This is a genomic window from Siminovitchia acidinfaciens (genome assembly GCF_003605385.1).
Classification (GTDB): domain Bacteria; phylum Bacillota; class Bacilli; order Bacillales; family Bacillaceae_C; genus Siminovitchia; species Siminovitchia acidinfaciens.
Genome location: NZ_QYTV02000001.1, coordinates 677,675 through 699,062, shown reverse-complemented (window position 1 = coordinate 699,062; position 21,388 = coordinate 677,675). Strand labels below are relative to the sequence as shown.

General features: G+C 41.4%; 19 protein-coding genes. 4 read left to right on the top strand and 15 right to left on the bottom strand.

Annotation, left to right across the window (positions count from 1 at the left end; genetic code table 11):
• Positions 1 to 15 precede the first annotated feature (15 nt).
• Positions 16 to 2,019 (bottom strand): flagellar filament capping protein FliD, encoded by a 2,004-nt coding sequence (fliD, locus tag D4T97_RS03195; protein WP_126047564.1) that lies wholly within the window; start codon positions 2,017 to 2,019, stop codon positions 16 to 18.
• Positions 2,020 to 2,044: 25 nt separating this feature from the next.
• Positions 2,045 to 2,404 carry a flagellar protein FlaG gene (gene flaG, locus D4T97_RS03190; RefSeq protein WP_126047561.1) on the bottom strand — a complete coding sequence of 120 codons (360 nt, stop codon included), beginning with the start codon at positions 2,402 to 2,404 and terminating at the stop codon, positions 2,045 to 2,047.
• A 506-nt stretch (positions 2,405 to 2,910) separates the two neighbouring features.
• Here flaG and D4T97_RS03185 point away from each other — a divergent pair.
• Together D4T97_RS03185 and D4T97_RS20875 are read left to right on the top strand one after the other, a co-directional pair.
• Positions 2,911 to 3,513, top strand: a complete 603-nt coding sequence (locus tag D4T97_RS03185) for a Dph6-related ATP pyrophosphatase (RefSeq protein ID WP_126047559.1) — start codon at positions 2,911 to 2,913, stop codon at positions 3,511 to 3,513.
• Between the two features lie 83 nt (positions 3,514 to 3,596).
• Positions 3,597 to 3,722 carry a hypothetical protein gene (locus D4T97_RS20875; RefSeq protein WP_268920389.1) on the top strand — a complete coding sequence of 42 codons (126 nt, stop codon included), beginning with the start codon at positions 3,597 to 3,599 and terminating at the stop codon, positions 3,720 to 3,722.
• Positions 3,723 to 3,825: 103 nt separating this feature from the next.
• On the opposite strand, the gene D4T97_RS03180 is transcribed toward D4T97_RS20875, so the two are convergent.
• The 8 genes from D4T97_RS03180 to D4T97_RS03145 all read right to left on the bottom strand — a co-directional run bounded on the left by D4T97_RS03180 (position 3,826) and on the right by D4T97_RS03145 (position 11,824).
• Positions 3,826 to 4,380: an HPP family protein gene (locus tag D4T97_RS03180; RefSeq protein WP_126047557.1), complete on the bottom strand. Its 555-nt coding sequence runs from the start codon at positions 4,378 to 4,380 to the stop codon at positions 3,826 to 3,828.
• 74 nt (positions 4,381 to 4,454) lie between these two features.
• A complete protein-coding gene (locus tag D4T97_RS03175) occupies positions 4,455 to 5,948 on the bottom strand; it encodes an aldehyde dehydrogenase family protein (protein WP_126047555.1) in 1,494 nt (497 codons plus the stop codon).
• A gap of 18 nt (positions 5,949 to 5,966) precedes the next feature.
• Positions 5,967 to 6,926: a PDR/VanB family oxidoreductase gene (locus D4T97_RS03170; RefSeq protein ID WP_235872133.1), complete on the bottom strand. Its 960-nt coding sequence runs from the start codon at positions 6,924 to 6,926 to the stop codon at positions 5,967 to 5,969.
• A 59-nt stretch (positions 6,927 to 6,985) separates the two neighbouring features.
• Complete coding sequence (locus D4T97_RS03165) at positions 6,986 to 7,513, bottom strand: dimethylamine monooxygenase subunit DmmA family protein (protein ID WP_126047553.1); 528 nt, start codon at positions 7,511 to 7,513, stop codon at positions 6,986 to 6,988.
• A gap of 25 nt (positions 7,514 to 7,538) precedes the next feature.
• Positions 7,539 to 8,528, bottom strand: coding sequence for a heme-dependent oxidative N-demethylase family protein (locus D4T97_RS03160; RefSeq protein WP_164525451.1), 990 nt, complete (start codon positions 8,526 to 8,528; stop codon positions 7,539 to 7,541).
• A gap of 16 nt (positions 8,529 to 8,544) precedes the next feature.
• Positions 8,545 to 9,885, bottom strand: coding sequence for a glutamyl-tRNA reductase (gene hemA / locus D4T97_RS03155; protein WP_164525450.1), 1,341 nt, complete (start codon positions 9,883 to 9,885; stop codon positions 8,545 to 8,547).
• A gap of 210 nt (positions 9,886 to 10,095) precedes the next feature.
• Positions 10,096 to 11,526, bottom strand: coding sequence for a purine-cytosine permease family protein (locus D4T97_RS03150; RefSeq protein WP_126047547.1), 1,431 nt, complete (start codon positions 11,524 to 11,526; stop codon positions 10,096 to 10,098).
• Positions 11,527 to 11,623: 97 nt separating this feature from the next.
• Positions 11,624 to 11,824 carry a hypothetical protein gene (locus D4T97_RS03145; protein WP_126047545.1) on the bottom strand — a complete coding sequence of 67 codons (201 nt, stop codon included), beginning with the start codon at positions 11,822 to 11,824 and terminating at the stop codon, positions 11,624 to 11,626.
• Positions 11,825 to 11,927: 103 nt separating this feature from the next.
• Between D4T97_RS03145 and D4T97_RS03140 the strand changes: the two genes are divergently transcribed.
• Positions 11,928 to 13,880: a sigma-54 interaction domain-containing protein gene (locus tag D4T97_RS03140; RefSeq protein WP_126047543.1), complete on the top strand. Its 1,953-nt coding sequence runs from the start codon at positions 11,928 to 11,930 to the stop codon at positions 13,878 to 13,880.
• 81 nt (positions 13,881 to 13,961) lie between these two features.
• Here the strand turns inward: D4T97_RS03140 and D4T97_RS03135 are convergent, their stop codons facing one another.
• From D4T97_RS03135 to D4T97_RS03120, 4 genes are all read right to left on the bottom strand, one after another.
• Entirely contained in the window at positions 13,962 to 15,467 is a 1,506-nt protein-coding gene (locus tag D4T97_RS03135) for a sodium:solute symporter family protein (RefSeq protein WP_126047541.1), read from the bottom strand.
• Complete coding sequence (locus D4T97_RS03130; protein WP_126047539.1) at positions 15,468 to 15,743, bottom strand: hypothetical protein; 276 nt, start codon at positions 15,741 to 15,743, stop codon at positions 15,468 to 15,470.
• A gap of 70 nt (positions 15,744 to 15,813) precedes the next feature.
• Positions 15,814 to 16,506 carry a cyclase family protein gene (locus D4T97_RS03125; protein WP_126047537.1) on the bottom strand — a complete coding sequence of 231 codons (693 nt, stop codon included), beginning with the start codon at positions 16,504 to 16,506 and terminating at the stop codon, positions 15,814 to 15,816.
• Between the two features lie 65 nt (positions 16,507 to 16,571).
• Positions 16,572 to 18,035, bottom strand: coding sequence for an aldehyde dehydrogenase family protein (locus D4T97_RS03120; RefSeq protein ID WP_126047535.1), 1,464 nt, complete (start codon positions 18,033 to 18,035; stop codon positions 16,572 to 16,574).
• Between the two features lie 262 nt (positions 18,036 to 18,297).
• On the opposite strand from D4T97_RS03120, the gene D4T97_RS03115 reads away from it, so the two are divergent.
• Positions 18,298 to 20,172 (top strand): sigma 54-interacting transcriptional regulator, encoded by a 1,875-nt coding sequence (locus tag D4T97_RS03115; RefSeq protein WP_126047533.1) that lies wholly within the window; start codon positions 18,298 to 18,300, stop codon positions 20,170 to 20,172.
• A gap of 198 nt (positions 20,173 to 20,370) precedes the next feature.
• Here the strand turns inward: D4T97_RS03115 and D4T97_RS03110 are convergent, their stop codons facing one another.
• A complete protein-coding gene (locus D4T97_RS03110; RefSeq protein ID WP_126047531.1) occupies positions 20,371 to 21,081 on the bottom strand; it encodes a hypothetical protein in 711 nt (236 codons plus the stop codon).
• Positions 21,082 to 21,388 lie beyond the last annotated feature (307 nt).

The window sequence follows — 21,388 nt, the reverse complement described above, 5'->3', positions numbered from 1 at the left end:
ATCATTTGATTAAAATTAGTACATTCCGCCGCCAAATTGCTGCATGAGATAGACCGCTTGATTATTCGCACGCTGGATAGCCTTTTCCATAGCGGTGAATTGCCGCCACAGGCGGTCTTCCTGCATTTTCAGCCTTGTTTCAAAGCTATCGATATTTTTATCAACAGAAATTAATTCCCTTCCCAAGGCAAACTGCTGGTTCGTTGAGGTCGCTCGACCGGCTCGATCCTGAATCTTTGAGATTGACTGATTCACGGAATCATAAAGCTTGTGGACGACTCCACGATCTGCATCTGTAGTTCCCGTACCTCGGAACAAATTCTCAACGGCTTCCGGATCCTGTTCAATCGCTTCTTTCAGCTTTGTCTCGTTAATCTCCAATTTCCCGCCGTCCAAATAATTAGCTGTCGTCGTAATGCCGATAGCAGCCAGCTGCTTGAACAGACTATTTGTTTCAACGGAGCTGGACATATCCAAGCGCATTTGTGACAGAACACCTGATAACATGGGATCACCTTTGAGAAGCCCGCTCTTAGCAAGCTCTTCCCATTTTTCCTGTTGTTTATCGGAAAGCTCTTCCCGCTCATCATCGGTAAGTGGCAGATATTTTCGATTGCGTTCTTCCGTCAGCTTTTTATTGATGTCATCTATCAAGGTGTTATATTGACCGACAAAGTCCTTGACTGTTTTCAAGACACCTTCTGAGTCGTTGGAGACGTTGACTGAGATTGGGGTGCCGTCAGTAAAAACCTGCTTTAATGTAAAAGAGACCCCGTTCATGGAGAAGGTATTAGACGTGCGTTCTGTTTCGAGACCATTGATGGTGAATTTTGCATTCTGGCCGCTATTTTCTGCACCGTCGAACTTTAATATCGTATTAAAAGCACCGGAAATATTAATATCATCACCCGTATTATTGAACTTACCTGTTTCTTTTCGAGTCATCGTTAATTTACTTGTATGTTCGTCAAAAAACATGGTTACACCAGCAGTCGATTCGTTTACTTTACGGATGACGTTGTTCAAAGATTCATTTCCAGTTACAAAGATATGTTCGGTTACTTTTCCTTTAGATGTATATGATTCGATAGTAAAATCCGTATAGTTTTGTTTAAATGTAACATCTAAATCTTTACCTTCCATATTCGGAAGTTCGAACATAATATCACCAGTAGCAACATTCACTTTCCCAAATACTGTTTTATTATTTTCAGCATCAGTATGAGTTAATGCTGCGAAGCCGTTTACGTCCGGCGTCTCCATCGTATAAGTTTTGCCATCTACAGAAACCGAAAGCTCAGCAATTGAACTTTTTCCCAGTCGAATCATATTTTGCTTTTCTTCGATTTTGTGAGTGGTCGCTTTTTCACTAACTGCATAATCAACTCTTATTGAACTTCCCTTTGCCAGATCTTTATTAAACTTCAATTCACCTGTACCTACATCATACCAAACCTTGTTGTCTTCCGAATTCCCGGTGTTTAGATCAGCTTGACTTGCAACAACCTCGTAGGATGTTCCATTAACTTTGACACTGAGTGAGTCAGCCACATATTTTCCGCCTGCGTCAAAATTGACTGCTGATCCTTCCCCAGAAAAAGTTCTTGTTTCAATAACACCTTTTTTCCATTCAATCCCCAGATTTTCCTGATCCTTTAAACTTATTGCCGAATCAATTCCCTCAATCTTTCCACCTATCCTAGTCGCCGCCGTCGCCAACTGCTCCACCTTCGAAATCGAATACGAAGCCTGCGATGCACCACTCGTCACAGTTGCGGAAACTTTCGCCTCGTCTGTGGAAGTCACCATTCTCGCCCTATAATTGCTGGTTAGTTTTAGCTGTGCCAACCGATCTCGGAAGCCTAGGAGCATCGTGTTTATGCTTCGGTAGTCGTCACGTTTCCATTCAATAATCTGTTTCTGTTGTTTCATTTTATCAAGAGGCATCCTTTTGACCTTCATCATATCTTTGACGATCGAGTCAATGTCCATACCGCTTGCCAAGCCGCCGATCCGCATATATCATTCCACTTCCTTTTATTTCCTATATCTTCTTATCTATAAGGATTCCCATGGCATCCGCCATTGCCGCAAACATGTCGAGAAGCTTCTTAGGCGGGATCTCCCTCACCACTTCTTCCGTCTCCTCGTTCACGACTTTTACGTAATATTTATTCAATTGGTCATGATATTCGAATTTTAAATATTGCTTGGACGTTTTCATTTGACTGTTTGCAAATGCTACCGCTCTTTCAAGCAACGCCGTCGCATCTTTTTCCGAAAGCTCGTATGATCGTTCTTTCGATGTACTTGACTCCCGGTTTGACTCTCCGATGCCGATTGCAGAGCGTATAGGCATCGCAGCACCTTCAACTGGAAGCCTTCCTCCGATCGATCCAATCATCCTCTTTCTCTCCTTCGGTAAAAAATTAAATACTTATAAGTAATATCGGATTATAATTGAATTTCTTTATAATGAATCTCCCGAAATCTATAAGAAATGCCTATTTTGCTTCTCCAGCCCTCATTCCAATGCCCTTTTTTGGGTCAAGCGCATTGGATAAGTTGAACATTTTAATAAAAAAAGATGAGGAGGACCTGAGTTGAATCATTATTATCAATCGAGTCAGCACGGATATCCTTTCATGGGAATGCTACCAGCAGATGAAAGGTTTTCTTTCGGAGGGCCGTGGGGTGAGGGATGGAGAAGTCCCTTCTTTAGACCATGGGGATTCGGATTTGGCTTTCCTTCCCACTTTTCTGGTAATAGAGAATTCGAAAGCCGGACAGATTTAAGTCCGGTTTCGTCAATTTCCGCATTCATTTCCCAGGAAATGTTCGACTTTTGTCTTTCTATCTTTAATTCTGTTTTATAATATAGATACGATGAATAGGCTGGGAGGTTAAGTTATGAATCGTATAGCCCTATCGTGGAGCGGAGGTAAAGACAGCTGCATGGCCCTTCACGAACTGACCCATAAGGGGTCGGATGTTGTTTGCCTCGTTACGACAGTACCCGAGGAAACAGGTAAAACATTTGCTCATAACGAGGACATGAAAAAAATTGAAGCTCAGGCAGATTCACTCCGAATCCCAATGGAATTTATTCACTGCACATATGATACATACACTGATGATTTCCTGAAAGAATTGATGCGGTTGAAAACCAAATATAAGCTTGATGCCATTGCATTTGGCGATATGTATTTGGATGGGCATAGGGAATGGGGACAAAAATTGGCGGATGCAGCAAAATTAGAAGCCCTCTATCCCTTGTGGGCAGAGCAATCACAAATGACGGAATCCTTAAGAAAGTTTATCGAAACCGGATATAAAGCGGAGATCATCAAAGTCAGGGAAGATGTACTGCCGGCAAGCTGGGTAGGACGCCAGTTAGATGAAAGCTTTTTAAAGGATATAAGCAAAGAAGATGTCTGTCCGATGGGTGAATCAGGAGAATATCATACGTTCGTTTACGATGGCCCTTTATTTAAAAAGGAAGTAAATATATAAGCAGATCACTCCTAAAAATAACCTGTTTATTTCCGGACGGACCCGGGAAAAAGAAACATACAACGCAAAGGGAGTGACATTACATGAACAAAAACAAAGCTATGTTGACAGGCCTAGCGCTTGGAGCCGCTTATTTAATGAGAAATGAAAAATCCCGCAACAAACTGATGGATCAATTTAAAGCCTTGGGAACAAAGAAATCCAGGTAATGGTGAACAGGTGAGTGAGTGTGCTCGCCTGTTTTTTGTTTTTTGCCATCAAAAAAATAGAAGGAAACACATTCACTTTTGAAGCAGTCCCTTCTAATGTTATTCATATCCAAAATGTCGGGTAGTCCCTGTCACTTCGCAAATTATTTATTACTAATGCAAAAACAACGACGATTACGGAACCAATTAATACAGGCGAGAACAAAAAGCTCCAATCATAATCTCCCATCATTACAACAAGCGGGTTGGCCCCTGCCGGAGGGTGCGTTGTCTTTGTCAGCATCAATGCAGCTATAGCCAGGCCGACAGCTAAACCGATTGCCCAAGACTCGTTTCCCAGCGTATGATACACGGCCAAGCCGACAAAAGTTGAAATCAGATGTCCGCCAATAATATTCCTGGGCTGCGATAACGGTGCGTTCCAGACACCAAATGCCAAAACACAACTCGCTCCAAATGGAGCCATCAACCACTCTGTTGAAGTGGCACCTGTTAATATAGCCAAAACAGAAATGGTCAAAAAACCACCTAACAGCCCTGTCATTGCATCTTTAACATTTATCGTTAACGGGCTTACGCCCGCACCCTTCATTTTGGAGGTAAATGGAAAGGGTACTGAATATTTTTCCACCTGATCTGTAACTCTTTGACTTTCCATTTATTCTCTCCTTTCCTTACGATGGTACGATTTTGAAAAGAGAAGTGAGGATCTCACTTCTCTTTATCAATCACTTATTTGTTTGGAAACCAACCTGAAGGCTGTACATCAAGGTTGATACTGATTTGCTTGATTTCTTGGAAATCATCCAAACCGTAAGTTCCAAGGCTGCGGCCAATTCCACTCATTTTGTAACCGCCCCATGGCGCTTCATTATATGTTGGGCCGAATGTGTTTACCCATGTAATTCCAGCGCGGACCTTTTTGATGACACGAAGCGCTTTTGCTCCATCGTTAGAGAATACACCACCAGCAAGGCCAAAATCTGTATCATTTGCAAGTTGAATTGCTTCCTCTTCATCTTTGAACTTTTGAATAGTGACAACCGGTCCAAAGATTTCTTCCTGAACAATTCTCATATCGGAAGTTACATCTGTGAATACAGTCGGCTCAATGAAGAATCCTTTATCCAACCCATTTTCAGTCAAACGGCGACCGCCAGTTGCCAGCGTAGCCCCTTCCTCTTTACCAATTTCAATATATTTCAGGATTGTATTCATTTGGCTTTCGCTGTTGATTGCACCCATTTGAGAATTCTCATCTAGGCCAGGACCAACTTTGATCAATTTTGCTCGTTCGACGAAGGTTTCTACGAACTTATCGTAAATGCTCTCTTCCACTAAAACACGGCTTCCCGCTGAACAAACTTGTCCTGAACCAAAGTAGATTCCCATTAGAGCATGGTCAATTGCAGTCTCAAAATCCGCATCGGCAAAAATGATGTTTGGTGATTTCCCGCCAAGCTCAAGAGAAATTTTCTTCAAGTTTCCTGCAGCTGCTTTCATGATTTCCTGGCCGACTTCGGTACTGCCAGTGAAGGAAACAAGATCGACGTCTTTGCTTTCTGCAATTGTCTGACCGACAACGGACCCTCTTCCCATGACAAGGTTGACAACCCCTTTTGGCACACCGACTTCTTCAATGATCTCAACCAATCTCATAGCTGTGATTGGTGTTGCTTCTGCCGGCTTGTATACGATTGTATTTCCTGCAGCCAAAGCTGGGGCAACTTTCCATACACTCATCAATAGAGGGAAGTTCCAAGGGACAATCAGACCGGTTACACCAACTGGCTCTTTGACAATCATGGGCTGTACATTTTCTGGAGCCTGGAAAGTTTCACCTTCTGGAGCGAGGATTAATCCTGCATAGTAACGGAAGCAAGCAGCAGCATCAGCGATATCAAATTCTGCCTCAGCCTTTATTTTTCCGTTATCCATTACTTCCAGCTCTACAAGCTCTTCTGCTTTCTCATCAATTTTGTCTGCAATTTTATGCAAAACTTCGCTGCGCTCATGAGCAGTCAACTCAGACCAAACTCCGCTTTCAAAAGCTGCTTTTGCCACTGCGATCGCTTCTTCTGTCTCTTCTTTAGTCGCTCTTGGGGCTACCGCAATCACTTCCTGGTTCGCAGGGTTGATGACTTCATTTCTATCTGTGCCAGAAATACCTCTCCACTCACCATTGATATAATTATTTAATTCAATAACATCTGCTTTTACTGTCATTGCTAACCACTCCTTATTTTATATTTTGATAACTAATTTTTCTTCCTTGGCTCTTGAGCAACAAGTCAAAATACTATTTCTTTCAGCTCTTTCTTCATCGCTGAAGAAGATATCGCGGTGATCCACATCACCCGAAACAACATCTACCTCACATTGGCCGCATCCGCCGCCTCTGCAAGAATATGGTGCGTCTACGCCTGCTGCCAACAGTGCTTCTAGCAGCGTCTCCTCTTCCGTTACTTGAATTTCCTTGCCATCCACTTCGACAACAAATGGATTCTTAGGTCCAGTATCATTATTGAAAATTTCAAAATGGATGGATTGTGTCGGATAGCCATAGGATAAAGCTGCATCCCTATACTCAGTCACCATGGAAACAGGCCCACAGAAGTAAACATGGCTTCCGATTCTATGTTCCTTCATCGTCTCAGGAGTCAGTCGGTTCGGCTTCTCACTTCTGGAGAAGTAGAACGTACATTTTCCAGGATATTTTTCATTCAAATAATCGTAAAAGGCGCATTGTTCTTTTGTTCTTGCAGCGTAATGAAGCTCGAATGTTTTACCTTGAGCTTCAAGGTCAGCCATCATTGTTAAGAATGGAGTAATCCCGATTCCTGCAGCATAAAACACATGGTGCTTAGCATGGAATCCTAAGGCAAAATGGTTTTTGGGATGGCTTATCTTAACCTTGTCTCCTTCTTTTACATGGTCGTGCCAGTAGACAGACCCGCCTCTTGAATTCTCATCACGATTGATCGAAATGGAATAATGAGTACGCTCAGTCGGATGGCTCACAAGGGAATAGTCCCGATCGATGATCTCACTTCCGGTGTCTACGTATGTGGTAATATGCGCACCGCCAGTAAAAGCAGGCAGTAATTTCCGGTCTGCTGGGTATAGATAGAATCGTTTTACATTGTCAGTTACTTGTTCTATCTTTTCTACAACCATGTCAAGGTTTCCATATACTCTCAACATTTTGTATCAGTCCTTTCTTATGATTCTCCAAGTTGGGTTAAATGAATTTCGATAAACCTCTACGCCTGTCCTACTTCTCGATAGATTGGATTAAATGGATATCCGATATATCCTTTACGCACTTTTGAGAAAAACGGCCCTACATCCATATGAGCACTACATTTCGGGCATTGAACTTCATCATCGTACGTCGTTTCGCTAGTGTGGTAGCATTTCATACAATACACATACCGTTTAGTTTCTCCGTATATAATCACTTGAATTTCATCTTCTGTAAAACCTGCTTCTACAGCTTCGTCAAAAACGGTCACAGCATTAGCCCACTCAGCTGCTATATACAATTGAGTGCCCATTTTTTGACTGTAAAGGAGAACTCGCAAATCTTGAAGATTAATAGAACCTTGTATTTCCATTGTTTCAAGTTCTTCCTCAGAACGATTGTCAATTGCTTGGTTGATGTCATCAACAGCCTTTTGATCATAAATAATCAGATGTTTTTTTCTTGTACTATGAAGTGTAAGCTCTTCTTTTATCGTTTCGGAATTGTCATAAAATACAGGGCTGCTATATACATTACTAGTACTCATAGTGCTCCTCCCTTTCTAGTTGGTTTTATTGTGCTACTTTCATACTCTCGATCAAGTTTTTCAAGTACTCGACTGATTGAGGCAAAAATGGTGCCATACCTTTATATTCCGCCATATCTTCCGGAATATCAGCGAGATTGTAGTAAGTGATTTCCAGCCAATCAGGTCTTTTTACAAGGTCTTCCAACGGCAGGAACATTGTATCAAGGACAAACAAAACTGCGTTGCTTCGTGGCATGCGAATGAACCATTGCTCCTCTACTCGGAGGTGAACCAACTTGCCGGCGTTTTCAGGTGTCACTTGATGTCTATGAGGTCCCCATTCGTCCATCGTTTCATAGTTTACATCCCAGCGGCCCGCCATCAGGTTCCAATTGACCCTTGTTTTTGGTGCTCCTGGTTCAATTGTCAATAAAAACTTCCTTACCCTATCGGCCAGATGTACACCTTCCCGATTTTTAAATGGTACAGGCGCATGGATTTCATTAAAGCTCATTCCAAGATTCCAGTTTGGCGAGAACAGGGCTGCAACAGATTCCTGTGCCACTTCAAGATAGAAGTTGTCATCTCGATGAACCATCAACATATAATCATGATGGAAATGGCGGCCGATCATGTCGTATGGCTCAAGTGAAAGACTGGATTCATCCCCAAATGTGAATTTTTCAGTTTCTCCGAGAATGTGGTTGGTAAAAGTCCATTGATCCCCATCTATTTCAATGCTAAAGTGCTCAGGGTATTTATCTACTGCTAAACCAATAATTAATTCAACAAATTCCCATTGCATTTCCATCGTGTGAGGAAATGATTGGTAGCGGACATCCGGCTGTTGATCCAACAAGATCCGTTTTCTTTTGATTTGCGCCTCGTATTCCGGAGTGATTTTCATAAAGTTCACCTTATCTTCGGGCAGCGCCACCAGGTCATTGGAATAACGGTACGTTTTGTCTTTGAAATTTACAAATGGAAATGTAAACATATCCAGATTCGTAGATTTATACATAGATTTAAACATTTGCTTTTCCTCCCTTTTAACTTCCAGTCTCTTTGAACATTTCATTTATTCGTTCATGGTCCCCATCAGGATCCAATGCAATCTCACTTTCGAGTCCCAATAATCGTGAAGCCAATGCCAAATATTCATCTTTTTTGGCCTGGTCAACTTCATCGGAAGCTATTTCTTTCATTGAAATAATAGGTTGACGGATCAATTGATTGGAAATCATTTTTGTAAACTTATGAATGATCTGCTTATCACGATCGGTTAAATCCGGAAGCTTATTTTCGATATTCCTCATTGCTTCCCTCTCAATCCGGGAAGCGTTTTCTTGCAATTCCCGTATAAGTGCAGTAACTGGAAGTGTTTTTTTCCAGTGTTTAAAATCAGTCAATTCCTCTTTAATCATGACTTTGATCTTATGCGATTCTTCCAATCTCCGTCGGCTGTTAGATTCAATCACTCCATTTAAATGATCGATATCATATAAGTGAACGTTTTCAAAGCCGGCAATCTTAGGATCAACATTCCTAGGCACACCCAGGTCGATCAGATAAAGAGGACGCTTTCTTTTTGCAATTAAGTCATGTATGCCTGCTGACTGAAGCAAATAATCCCTTTTACTTACAGAACAGATGACGATATCGACTTTTTCCATTAGTCCAAAAGAGTCTTCTAATGGGCAGGCACTTCCATCGAATAGGCCAGCCAATTCTTGAACCCTGTCAAATGTACGGTTTGCAAAAATCAGCTTGGTGCATCCTTCCGACTGTAAATGCTTGGCAGCTAATTTGCTCATCTCTCCCGCTCCAATAATCAAGGTTTGCTTTTGATTTAAGCGGGTAATATGTTGTTTTAGGAGCTGAATAGCCGCATAGCTGACTGAAACTGCCTGCTTGCTAATACCGGTAATGGTGTGAGCTCTTTTACCGATTGTAATAGCCTGCTTAAAAAGCCGATTAAACAATGTCCCGGTGCAACCGTCCTTTTGACTCTGGAAAAAAGCTTCCTTCACTTGCCCTAAAATTTGAGTTTCCCCAACCACTAGCGAATCCAGGCCGCATACAACGTTAAACAAATGGGTGACAGCTCCATCGTTCACTTTTACATACAGGCTTTTGGCAGCAGTCTTTGAATGCTTAGCCGCCTTTTGTAGGAGATGATTTTTTATAATTCCTTCTGCTAGGTACGGACTGTCTGTAACAGCATAGATTTCTGTTCTGTTACATGTGCTGAGCACGATGCATTCTAAAATACTGAAGCTCGAGGTCAATTTTATTTCGAGAAGTTTTTTCTCTTCCTCGCTAAAGTGAAGCTGCTCCCTTATTTGCAAAGGGGCACTGTTGTGGTTTAATCCAACAACTAAAATAGCCAATATATCCCTCCTTCCAGTTGATCACATGTAGCAGACAGTATTTGAAAGGATGACTAACTTATCACTTACACTTATTACATTTGCAAATACTGTGCCAACATTCAAATCGGGTTCAAACCCGATGCAATCAACTTTTAGGTTTTTTACTTTTGGCATTTGAATTTCATTTCTTAAATTTCCATTCAAAAACGAAATTCCGAAATTTTATAATTAAACAGCACTTTTTCTGTTACCAGCCATTGGGTCTTCATCGGCCACTCGATCAACAGCATAGGAAAAAATGAATTTAGCTGACAGATAGTAGGTGATCCCTGCCGCAAAGTAGGCCGGAATAGCAGCGGATATATAATAGAACAAGCCGCTTGGTGCATCCAACACCGGATTATATAAACTCCAATAAACGATGGTACCAATAATAAAGCTGACAATTGCAGAAGGGTTTATTCCACGCCAGTAATAATAATTTCCATTCGTATCATATAAGTCTTTAATAGAAACCTTCTGTTTTTTCACAAAGAAAAAGTCAGCAATGACGATTCCTCCGAAAATAGACATGATATAAGCAATGACTGTAATAAAGGATGCGAACGCTTGGTAAAAAGATGCACTCAGCAGCAATAATATAGTCGGGATGGCTGTTGCCATGGCAAGTTTCCATGATCTTTTCGGGAAAACAGTTTTAAAGCTGATCGCCTGTGAATACATCAAGAATGTCCCGGCAGTGATATTTCCGATTGTAAGTAATGCAAGCCCAATCGTTCCGGCCCATGAACCTAATATCGCAAACATCCAATCCGTTGGGTCTACCGATGCAACGACAATTGCAGCAAGGGCTCCGAGAAGAACCGCAACGTTGACGATGACACCATAGCTGAAAAATCCTGCTCTAAAAGCTGTTTTTTCATTTTTAGCAAGACGGGCGTACTGTCCCAAGTATGGAAGCCAGGAAAATCCAAGACCAACATTAATCTCCAAAGCTGTTACAAACGAACGGGCATGATCCCCCGGGTATGCTTCTGCTGGAGTTAAACCGAAAATTTTCGTGATACCTATTCCAAATATCAACGTGATGAACAACCCTACGACAACAAGCAAAATGGCCGGCACACCGATCAGGTTAAATTTCCGCATGACCAGGGGTCCTTGGAATGTTATGAGAAACACAATGGCAAAGATCATGATCGCAAAGAATGGAGCTCCAGTAGCACTGTTTGAGAAGAAGCCTGGTAATCCCATTACGGAAGCTATCTTGACCAAAGCCTCTCCCGCCATGAAAAATGCGATAGCCATGTAGCCAATTGTAAGAAACATGAAAATAAAGTAGAAAATATTAGATCCCAAATACCCTAACGCACTACGGAATCCTAAAAACGTATCGACTCCATACCTGGCAAAAAGAAGTATAATGGGAGAAATTAAAAAGAACGGTATGGCATTCCCAAATAATACCGTTGCCAACGCATCTTTTGCGTTGACAAGCATACCGGCACTACTGCCTGTCAGTATACAGATACAAGAAATACCGATCCCTACCTGAATAAGAATCAAATCCCAAAATCCAAACACGCGGTCTTTTTTTTGTGCAGGCAGAAAACCAAATGCCACATCATCTGAAATAGCAGATCTATTATCTTTACTCATTTTATCCTCCAATTTTTATAGTTATTTTCTGGTGGCAATATCTTGCTGCCTGTACTACGTGAGAAAACGCCTCCATAAAACTAAGCGTAAATAGTTTTTAAAATATAACAGCGAACAAAAAAACGGTAAAACCCCCTACTATGACGAGCTCCGGTGCAGCGTCTAACTTCGACATTTTTTTTACATTCGATTCCTCCCTCTCATAATCTTGAATTCTCCCATGAAGATCAGTGAACAAGTTCCTAACAAACTCATCCGATGACTTCATATTCTTTTCAATCATGCTTTCCCTTTTCATTTAAATTCCCCCAATAATTTATTGTGAATACCTATATTGCAAGTAGCATGCCAAACTGGAAGCCCTTACATTTCCGCGTTTCGACAAAATTCCAGTTGCATTTATGAAATTTTCATTTAAAATTGAAATCATTATTCTTTTAGAAAAGGTGGGAGTGATTAAAATTAAGAGTCTATCCTTACAAACAAACAAATCTTTTGTAAACGCTTTACAGTCTACCCTTCTAAAAATCTACGACGAAATCATCATCACAGACATTCATGGGAAGATTAAGGAGAACTTTGGGAAAATAAAAAGGTTGTGGGGTGATAGGCGTAATTTAATCGGCATGAATTTATTTGAAATTGAAAAACAGCTCTTTCATGAAGAATTACCACTAGAGGATTTCAATAATGAATATAAGAGATCGATCATCAAAACTTCTTGGAACAACAAAAGGGTTTTGGTTACTTGTTATCCGGATATTAAAACGGTAGATCAAGAGTACATTACATGGGGTTTTAAAGTTATTTCAAGAAATGATAGCGTTTTAATGGAAAGCAACACGGATGAAAAGATTGACTTTCCAAGCATTTCAAAGAAAGAGACCTCCAGACTTTTCGTTATGAAAAGTCAAAGCATGATGAAAGTTTTAAGTACAGTTGAAATGGTCGCTAAAGTCTCTTCTTCTGTTCTCTTATTAGGAGAATCCGGTGTTGGCAAAGAGGTAATAGCCCGGGCCATCCATGATTTGGGACCACGAAAAAACCAGCCGTTTATTCCAGTCAACTGCGGGGCAATACCCGATAATTTGTTAGAAAGTGAATTGTTCGGTTATGTGGATGGAGCCTTTAGCGGGGCAAAAAAAGAAGGCGTACCCGGCAAATTTGAACTTGCAAATAACGGCGTGCTTTTTTTGGATGAGATAGGGGAAATGCCGCTTAACCTTCAAGTGAAGCTGCTGCGGGTTCTTCAAGAGAGAGAAATTACACCTTTGGGCAGTTCCAAATCAATCAAATTGGATATCCAAATTATTGCGGCGACCAACAAAAATATTAAGACTTTGGTTGAAAAAGGGCAATTTAGAGAGGACCTTTACTATAGATTAAATGTCATCCCCATTGAAATTCCACCATTAAGAGAAAGGTTCGAAGAGTTACCATACCTTATTAACTTCTTTTTGCATAAATATAACAATCTGTATGACCGCTCGGTTCAAATTGAGCAAGATGCCATTGACCACATGTCCATATATGAATGGCCTGGAAATGTCAGACAACTCGAAAATACAATTGAAAGAATAGTCGTTACGTGTACGAAACCTACAGTAGATGCGTCCGCCGTTCAAGAGTATGTACCGATTGCTCAGGAGACTGTTAAAACACCTCCAGTGTTTGATCATCTCATGCCGCTCCAAGATGCAGTTAACCTTGTCGAGGAACAGCTGATCACGATGGCTATGGAAAAATATAAATCACTTAAGCTTGCGGCCAAAGCGCTGAATGTCAGCCAGCCTACTATGAGCAGGAAGTACAAGAGAATACTTAATAATCTCTCAAAACAAAATATTCCCCTTTCTGAAAAAAGAAAGATTCTTGAGGAACAATTAAATAACCGGCTGCGCTCCGTAGCTATCGCAACGGCTGCTATAATAGAAACAGACGAAGTCATGGAGCTAAGGAAAAACCCATCAGTAAAAAATCCAATTTTCCTAAAAATACAAAAACAACTGACGATGGTTATCAAGCAGGAAGGGGGAATGAAATGGGCTTTTATCTTTGAAGTAATTGACAATGAAACTCTCAGAACAATAGCAGGCGATAAAGATTTTGTAATGCAACCGGGAGATCTATACGAAGTTGGTGCCGAATTCGCCAAAGTGGCCCGTAACGCTATGAAAGGAAGAGTCGAAGTCACCCCTGTATATAGAGATGTATTTGGTGAGTGGAAATCCTGCCTCGCTCCAGTCATGGACCAGTCAGGCCAAGTCATTGCATTAATCGGCTATGACTATAGCAAAGAATACGTTGAGGCTGAGTTAAGCAAAATGGGGAAAGTATTGAAGATTAATATATAAGAAGAAAGGCGGCGGGCGAATGCCCGCCTTTTCGTGCCTGTCACTCTCCGGATTTGTCGAAACAATTAAGGGAAGCCAGCCTTAACCAGTATAACTTTGTTTAATGCTGGTTTCAGGAATTTCTTTCTTTGCTTTCGATCGTGCTTTTGCATCTTCAATGTCTTTCCAAAGTTTTTCCACATGAGCATCAGCAGGTTTGAGGAACCCGAATATAATCATAATCGCAGAGCAGACAACCATTGCGTACATTCCGCCGGTCCATCCAGATTCGACCATCCAGGCTGGCTGCGTAATCGTTAAATACATGGAGATCGGAACACCGATGATAATGGAAGTAAGAGCCCCTTGCTTATTGGCACGCTTCCAAAACAGTCCAAGCATGACGGCTGGGAAAAGAACCAAGATACCTTGATAACAAAGAAGACCAAGATAAACTAATTGTTCTTGGTTTCCTGTAGCAAAATACAAGGTAATCAAAGAGATGACTACTACAGAAATTCTTGCCACTTTCAAAGATTGACGGTCAGTGATTTTTCGGTTAAATACTTCCGCGACATCTGTGGAAACACAGCTGGCAATCGCCTGGATAATCCCTGCAACAGTTGAAACACTCGCTGCCACGACAAGCGTACTCATGAGAGCCAACGGCAACGGTCCGGCCTCTTTCGCAAGCCACATATAGGAATCAAGCGGATTTTCTCTTGCAAAGTCAATCGTATGCAAAGCTTGTCCCAAGAAAACAAATGCTGCCCAGAAAATAATACTCAAAATGGGTGCAATCAAAGTGGATTTTTTCACTGAACGAATACTGTCTGCCACCAAGATTTTATTAAATACAAACGGGAATAAGAGCGCACCCATGCCACTGGAAAGAATGATTGAAGCCCAGTATGTGTTTGGTACTTCCAATCCCGGCCCAGGGTATGTCAACGCTTCAGGAGAAACAGTTTGAATCGTGCTCATCGCCCCGCCAAAGCTATCGAAGAACAGATAAATCAAATAAAACATCAGGGCAGTTCCAATAAAAAACATATATGAGCCTTGCAGCAGGTTCGCCGTGATCACTGAACGCATACCACCAGTGGTTACATAAATCAGTACAACAATAGCACCGAGAATCATTCCCCAAACTGGCTCTACCGCTCCACCAGTAGCGTAATAAAATACGTAACCTTGCGCTACCCACTCCAATAACAGCCACGGCGCAATGAAAGCGATGCCAGTTAGCCCCATGATTAAGCGGAGCCACTTGCTTCGATACCGGAGGTCCATCAATTCGGCCTGAGTCTTGATCCCATATTTCCTTCCCCACAAATAGGTCTTTTCGCTGGCCAGATACATGAACACGAGCATGATAGAGGTATATACAAGAACATACGTCCCGATAAAACCGTATACAACCGTAAAATCAGCCCAAATAACATAAACCGCTCCTGTATACCAGGTGGCGAATATAGCCAATGCCACAGCAAACGTACCAAAGCTTCCGCTGGAGGTTGCATAATCTTCAAAGTTTTTTACTCCGAAGTTTTTTCGGTTTATTATAATGGTAATAGCAAAAAAGGCCACAATCATCAATATGGACATTTAATTTCCCCCCTTTGGATTCCAGCTGTTCATTTCTTCTTCTGTAGCAGGTTCAATATCGATATCTATATTTCCTTTTTTCAAATCAACAAAGTACCAGACGATCATCACTCCACACATGAGAGTGCAAATCAATAGGACCCAAAACATCACAAAGGGGACTCCAAATACCCAAGGATCTATACGGTTTGCCCAGCCAAAAGGAGTGGGATGTACGACTAAGGTCACCATGGCTGCTAAAATCATTACGAAGATTACATTATGGTTGATTTTCACTCAAATACCTCCCCCGGATTTATAAAGGCTGCCCCCTTATTTAATGAGACAGCCTATTTATCTGGTAAGTTTATTTTTTTAATGAAGCAAATACTCTTGCAGGAGCACCGTCGGATTTAGCCACCTTCAATGGAACCACCCATGCATCATCCAACTCTTGGTAAGCCTGTCCAGCAGACATAACAGAGTTTAAATCATACACGTTTTCAACCACAATCACATCATTTTCCAAAAGTGTTGTATGGGCAATGTCCTCATTGTTCCAGGAAGCGTCTACATTTGGAGCATCAATTCCGACCAAAGCTACACCCTGCTCCACGAGCCAGTCGCATGATGCTTTGCTGATATAAGGATGGTTGAAATACTCATCTTCGCCCCAATGTCTGTCCCAGCCAGTATGGATAAAAACAAAGCTTCCAGGCAGCTGGTCTCTGATCTCAGCCGTCACTTTTTCAAAATCTACTGGTTCCACAACATCTCTTCTGCCAAATTCTGCAAAAGAGATGATCACACCATGGCTGTTCCATGTATCGAACGGATATTCATCCAATGTCTTTCCGTCAGGAATAATATGCTTCGGTGTGTCAATACTTGTTCCGGAGTGGCTGCTCATGGATAGAGCTACTGTTGCATATTGTCCTGTCTGACGGTACTCGATATTAACTTCCGGCTCTCCAGGGTACACCTGCATGCCGTCTTCCAGAGCTTTTGTGAAATCTACATATGTCTTTTTTGTCTCTTGTACTACTATACTTGTAACCATTATAATTCCTCCTCAGCATCTTTTTTAAAAGTTTTTTTATTCAAACTTCTCCGAACCATAAAATCTTACTTTTTCACTTTTGTAGGTTCCATCACAACCTGCTTAATCTCACATACTCCTTCAACAGCATATTTGCCAAGCACTCTTCCGCCGTTTCCACTCTTCTTTACGCCTCCGAATGGAGCAAGAAGTTCCCAATAGTTCGTATCTTCATTGATATAAACCATCCCGCTTTGAATATGGTCGGAAAGGTACCATGCATTCTCCAATCCGGATGTGAAAACTGAGGCAGTCAAACCATACTTTGTATCATTGGCAATTTCTACCGCTTCTTCCCGAGTAGAGAATTTGATGATCGGCGCTACAGGTCCAAATGTTTCTTCGGAACCGACTTCCATTTCAGGCGTTACACCCGTCAAAATTGTCGGCTGGTAATAGAGATCCTCGTGTGTGCCTCCGCAAACAATTTCTGCCCCTTTTTCAACCGCATCCTGAACATGTGCGTTAATTTTATTTAAAACTGCCTGGCTGGATAGCGGTCCCATATCAGACTCTTCATCCAGAGGATTGCCGACGCGGATTTTTCTTACTTCTGCAGCCAGCTTGCTGACGAATTCGTCATGTACGTCTTCGTGTACCAAAACTCTTTCCGTACAAGTACATACTTGGCCTGCATTATAAAAGCAGCCGATGATAGCACTTTTCACTGCTTCTTCAATGTTCGCATCATCCATGATGATCATTGGGTCGCTTCCGCCCAGTTCAAACAAATGCTTTTTTAAGCCGGCTGCTTTAGCAATTTTTTCACCGACAGCCGTACTTCCTGTAAAAGAAATAGCTCCGACATCATCATGTTCAACCACTGAGCTTCCCACTTCCGCCAAGCCATGAACCATATTCAGTACACCTTTTGGAACACCGGCCTCTTCCCAAAGCCTTACCCACAGTTCTGTACTAAATGGAGTTTTTTCAGATGGCTTATAAACAGTCGCGTTTCCCATGGCCAATGCATGAGGAAGAACTTCACTGGAAATCGAAACTGGGAAATTCCATGGAGTGATGACGCCAATGACCCCAATCGGAACAAAAGTCGTCATGATTTTTTTACTGTTGCTTCTGTCGGCTGTGCTTGGCAATGTTTCCCCCCGGAATCTCAACACGTCTCCCTCTACATTTTTAGAAATCGGCAATAACATGTCGTAAATCTCTTCGCGGGCTTCACGAATGGTTTTGCCCATTTCCTTACTGATCAGTTGCGCCATCTCTTCGCCTCTTTCATCCCACAGCTCGATCGCACGATTGATAATATCCAGGCGATCCAGTACTGGAAGGGCAGCCCATTTTTTCTGCGCTTCTTTCGCTCCTTTGACTGCTTCATCCACCTGCTCTTTTGAACAAGCTTTGAATGTTCCGATCACACTTCCATCAATGGGGCTGATGACTTCTACTGTCTCCCCTTCTCCTTCGACCCATTTTCCGTTAATATAAGATTTAGCATGTAATTTTACGGCGGTTACGGCTTGTGCCATATTCCAATCTCCCCTTTCATTTTTTTCAAATGTATTGTTTTTCTAAACCGCTTACAATTAGGGTTTTTAACCCTGACTTCAATCAAATGATGCCATTAGCTACGAAGTACCTCTTTTGATTGCAGTTACTTAACTAATTTGCAAATCCCGTGCCAAACTATAAACCCAGTAATCTCGGGATTTCCACTATTAAAAATATACTTTTTTGAATATTCGATCCGAAAATGGATTGATTCCATCACCACAAAAGGAAGTGAACAACATGCCTACTATTCAGGAAATGGATCATGAAAGCACTATTTTCGCTTATCAGACAATGCTTTTATCCATTTACGATGAAGTATTCATTACAGACGAAATCTGCGTTATAAAAAGTAGTGCAGGACAGATTGAAGGTCTATGGGATACGCAGCAGGACGGATTGATCGGAACATCGCTCCTTGAATTGGAAGAACGTTTTTTTACAGGAGATGCCGTTTTGAAAACATTGATTAATAAAGAAGAGTCATCTGCCCTTTTGACTGCATGGAACAATATGGAGATCCTGGTCACGGCCTATCCTTTGAAAAAAGAAGGGATGGCTGGATTTGCCTGGGGATTGACGAAAGTGACGGATACTTTAAAAACTGAGATTCAGTCTGGAGGAGATGTGTCGAAAGCAACTAAACTTTCTTTCCCGTTGATCATAAAGAGCAAAAAAATGTTAGAAGTATACCAAACGATTCAGATGGTCTCAAAGTATCCATCCACAGTTCTGCTTCTGGGAGAATCCGGGGTCGGAAAAGAAATGATCGCCAGAGCCATTCATGAGTTGGGTCTCCGAAAAGATCAACCTTTTGTTGCAGTGAACTGCGGTGCCATTCCTGAAAACTTGTTAGAGAGTGAGTTGTTTGGCTATGTAGAAGGAGCCTTCAGCGGAGCAAAAAAAGAAGGGATGCCTGGAAAATTTGAGCTTGCCAACCACGGTGTCCTTTTCCTGGATGAAATTGGAGAAATGCCTCTTACTTTGCAGGTAAAACTTTTACGAGTCCTTCAGGAAAGGGAAGTCACTCCTCTTGGGAGCTCGCAATCGATTCCACTTGATATTCAATTCATAGCTGCTACCAATCAAGAACTAGAGAAGATGGTAAAAGAGGGGAAATTTAGAGAGGACCTCTACTATCGCTTAAATGTCGTACCCATTGAAATTCCTTCATTAAAAGAAAGAGTTGAAGAGATTCCTTCATTAGTCACGCATTTTGTTCAAAAATACAATGAGTTATATGGAAGAAAAATACGCCTTACAAAAGAAGCCATTGATCTGCTTTCCATTTACCATTGGCCGGGCAATGTTCGGCAGCTGGAAAATCTCATTGAAAGAATTGTAGTTACAGCTGTTAAAAATAAACTGAATGCTGCCTCCATCCGTCACATGATTCCGTGGAAAAAAGACGCGGTGAAAGCTACCCCGATAATAGAGCACATTATGCCGCTTCAAGAAGCCATTGATTTAGTGGAAGAACAATTAATCACCATGTCCATGGAACAATTTAAATCAGTAAACCTTGCAGCAAAAGTATTGGGTCTCACCCAGCCGACCATGAGCCGAAAATACAAAAAGATTCGTGAAAAGCTGGATAATGCCAACTTATCTCCTACCAACAAAAGAAAAATATTGGAAGAGCAGCTTAACAAGCAGCTACGCTCCACGGCTATTGTAACAGCAGCAGCCATTCAACCGGATAAAATCATCCAGTTAAAAAATGATCTATTACCGAATAGTAAAGCATACCAAGCATTGAAAAAAAGACTCTCCAACCTTAAGGAACAAGAAGGCTCCATAGAATATGTGTATCTTTTTGAATATATCAATGATTCAACATTACGCAATTTAGTCGCTGATGATACTTATCCATTAGAACCCGGACAGCTGTATAAAAGCTCTCCTGACGCGATAAAATCTGCTACTGCTGCTATGAACGGAAAAGTCGAAGTAACTAACCTGTACAAGGATGATTACGGTATATGGAAAACTTGTTTCGCACCGATTTTCGATGATTCCGGTACAGTGATCGCCCTGGTCGGGTATGATTATAGCAAAAATTATGTAGATATGGAGATTAGGAAGATAGGAAAAATGTTGAATGTCCATATTTAAGTGGAGCATATAGTTTGATTGACTAATGTGAGTTGTGACTTTATTACATTTACGGTTAATAAAGCTGTTCAAAGGAGAAAAAATCGGCAGGGAACAATACTGCGGCGTTTAAAATTTAAAATAGGCTCTCACGACATGAGGACAACTTCTTTTTCCAAATGCAAAAAAAAGCCTGAAACCAGGTTTCAGGCCTTAAGTTTATTTTACCAAGGTACCTCTTGAAATCTTTAAATATTGTCCATCACTGGCGTTAATACTGTACTTGCCGTTAAAAATTTCGTTATCGACAATTTCACTGTTTCCGACTGGTCCTGTCATAATAGCGACATAGCCTTCCCCGAAACTTTCAATAACGTACTCGCCAGGCTTCAGATCGGCGCCGATCTTGTAGTAACCCGCTTCCGTATAATCTTCCTGATCATTGACTATTTCATACAGCTCTTTAGCCCCTGAAACACCCAATTTTTCTAACGCATCTACTTTGACCAATACACCTGAAGTTTTAATATTTCCTGCTTCGTGAACATTTACATATCCGAAACTGTCAAAGTTTTCATTATCAATGATATTGCCTGCACTATCTTCTTCGGAATAATACTGGCCGCTCCCGTCAAAAGTAGTGAAAGCATACTCCCCTTTAGGAATATCACCTTTTATGTATGAACCGGCATCAAAAGCAGAGCCTTCTTCAATCAATTCTTGGATACTTTGAATCATCTTGACTTGTGGAGTCTCTTCCACATCTGGCGCCTCTTCCGCTTGCTCAACGTCAGTTGTTTCTGTATCCGTCGCTTCAGAGACTTCCTCTGTTCCTGAACCACTTTCATTGGTGTTGGCACTTTTACCTTCACTAGAACAGCCGGCTAAAACTAATAAAAATAAAAGCATAATAGATAATAACTTTTTCACATTAACCCCCCTTTGAAACTATTATAAAGTGCCTAGGAACATTAATAAAGATGCTAGTAAAAATTGGAAATTGTATAATTGTTCAGGAATAACTTTGGGCTTCCATTAAATTTCGCCGTGAAAATTAATTTGCTTATCCCACAAGCCGCGGCTTCTATTATAAAGCGGACCAAACCCCGGAATCGGGACGGTTTCGCCCTTTCATTCTGCAGAGTTGTTCAAATATTCGCCATATATTATTAAGTATTAAGGACAATACCCTGAAAAGAAGAGATATAGTGAGATTTAAGGAGAAAATGAACGATGA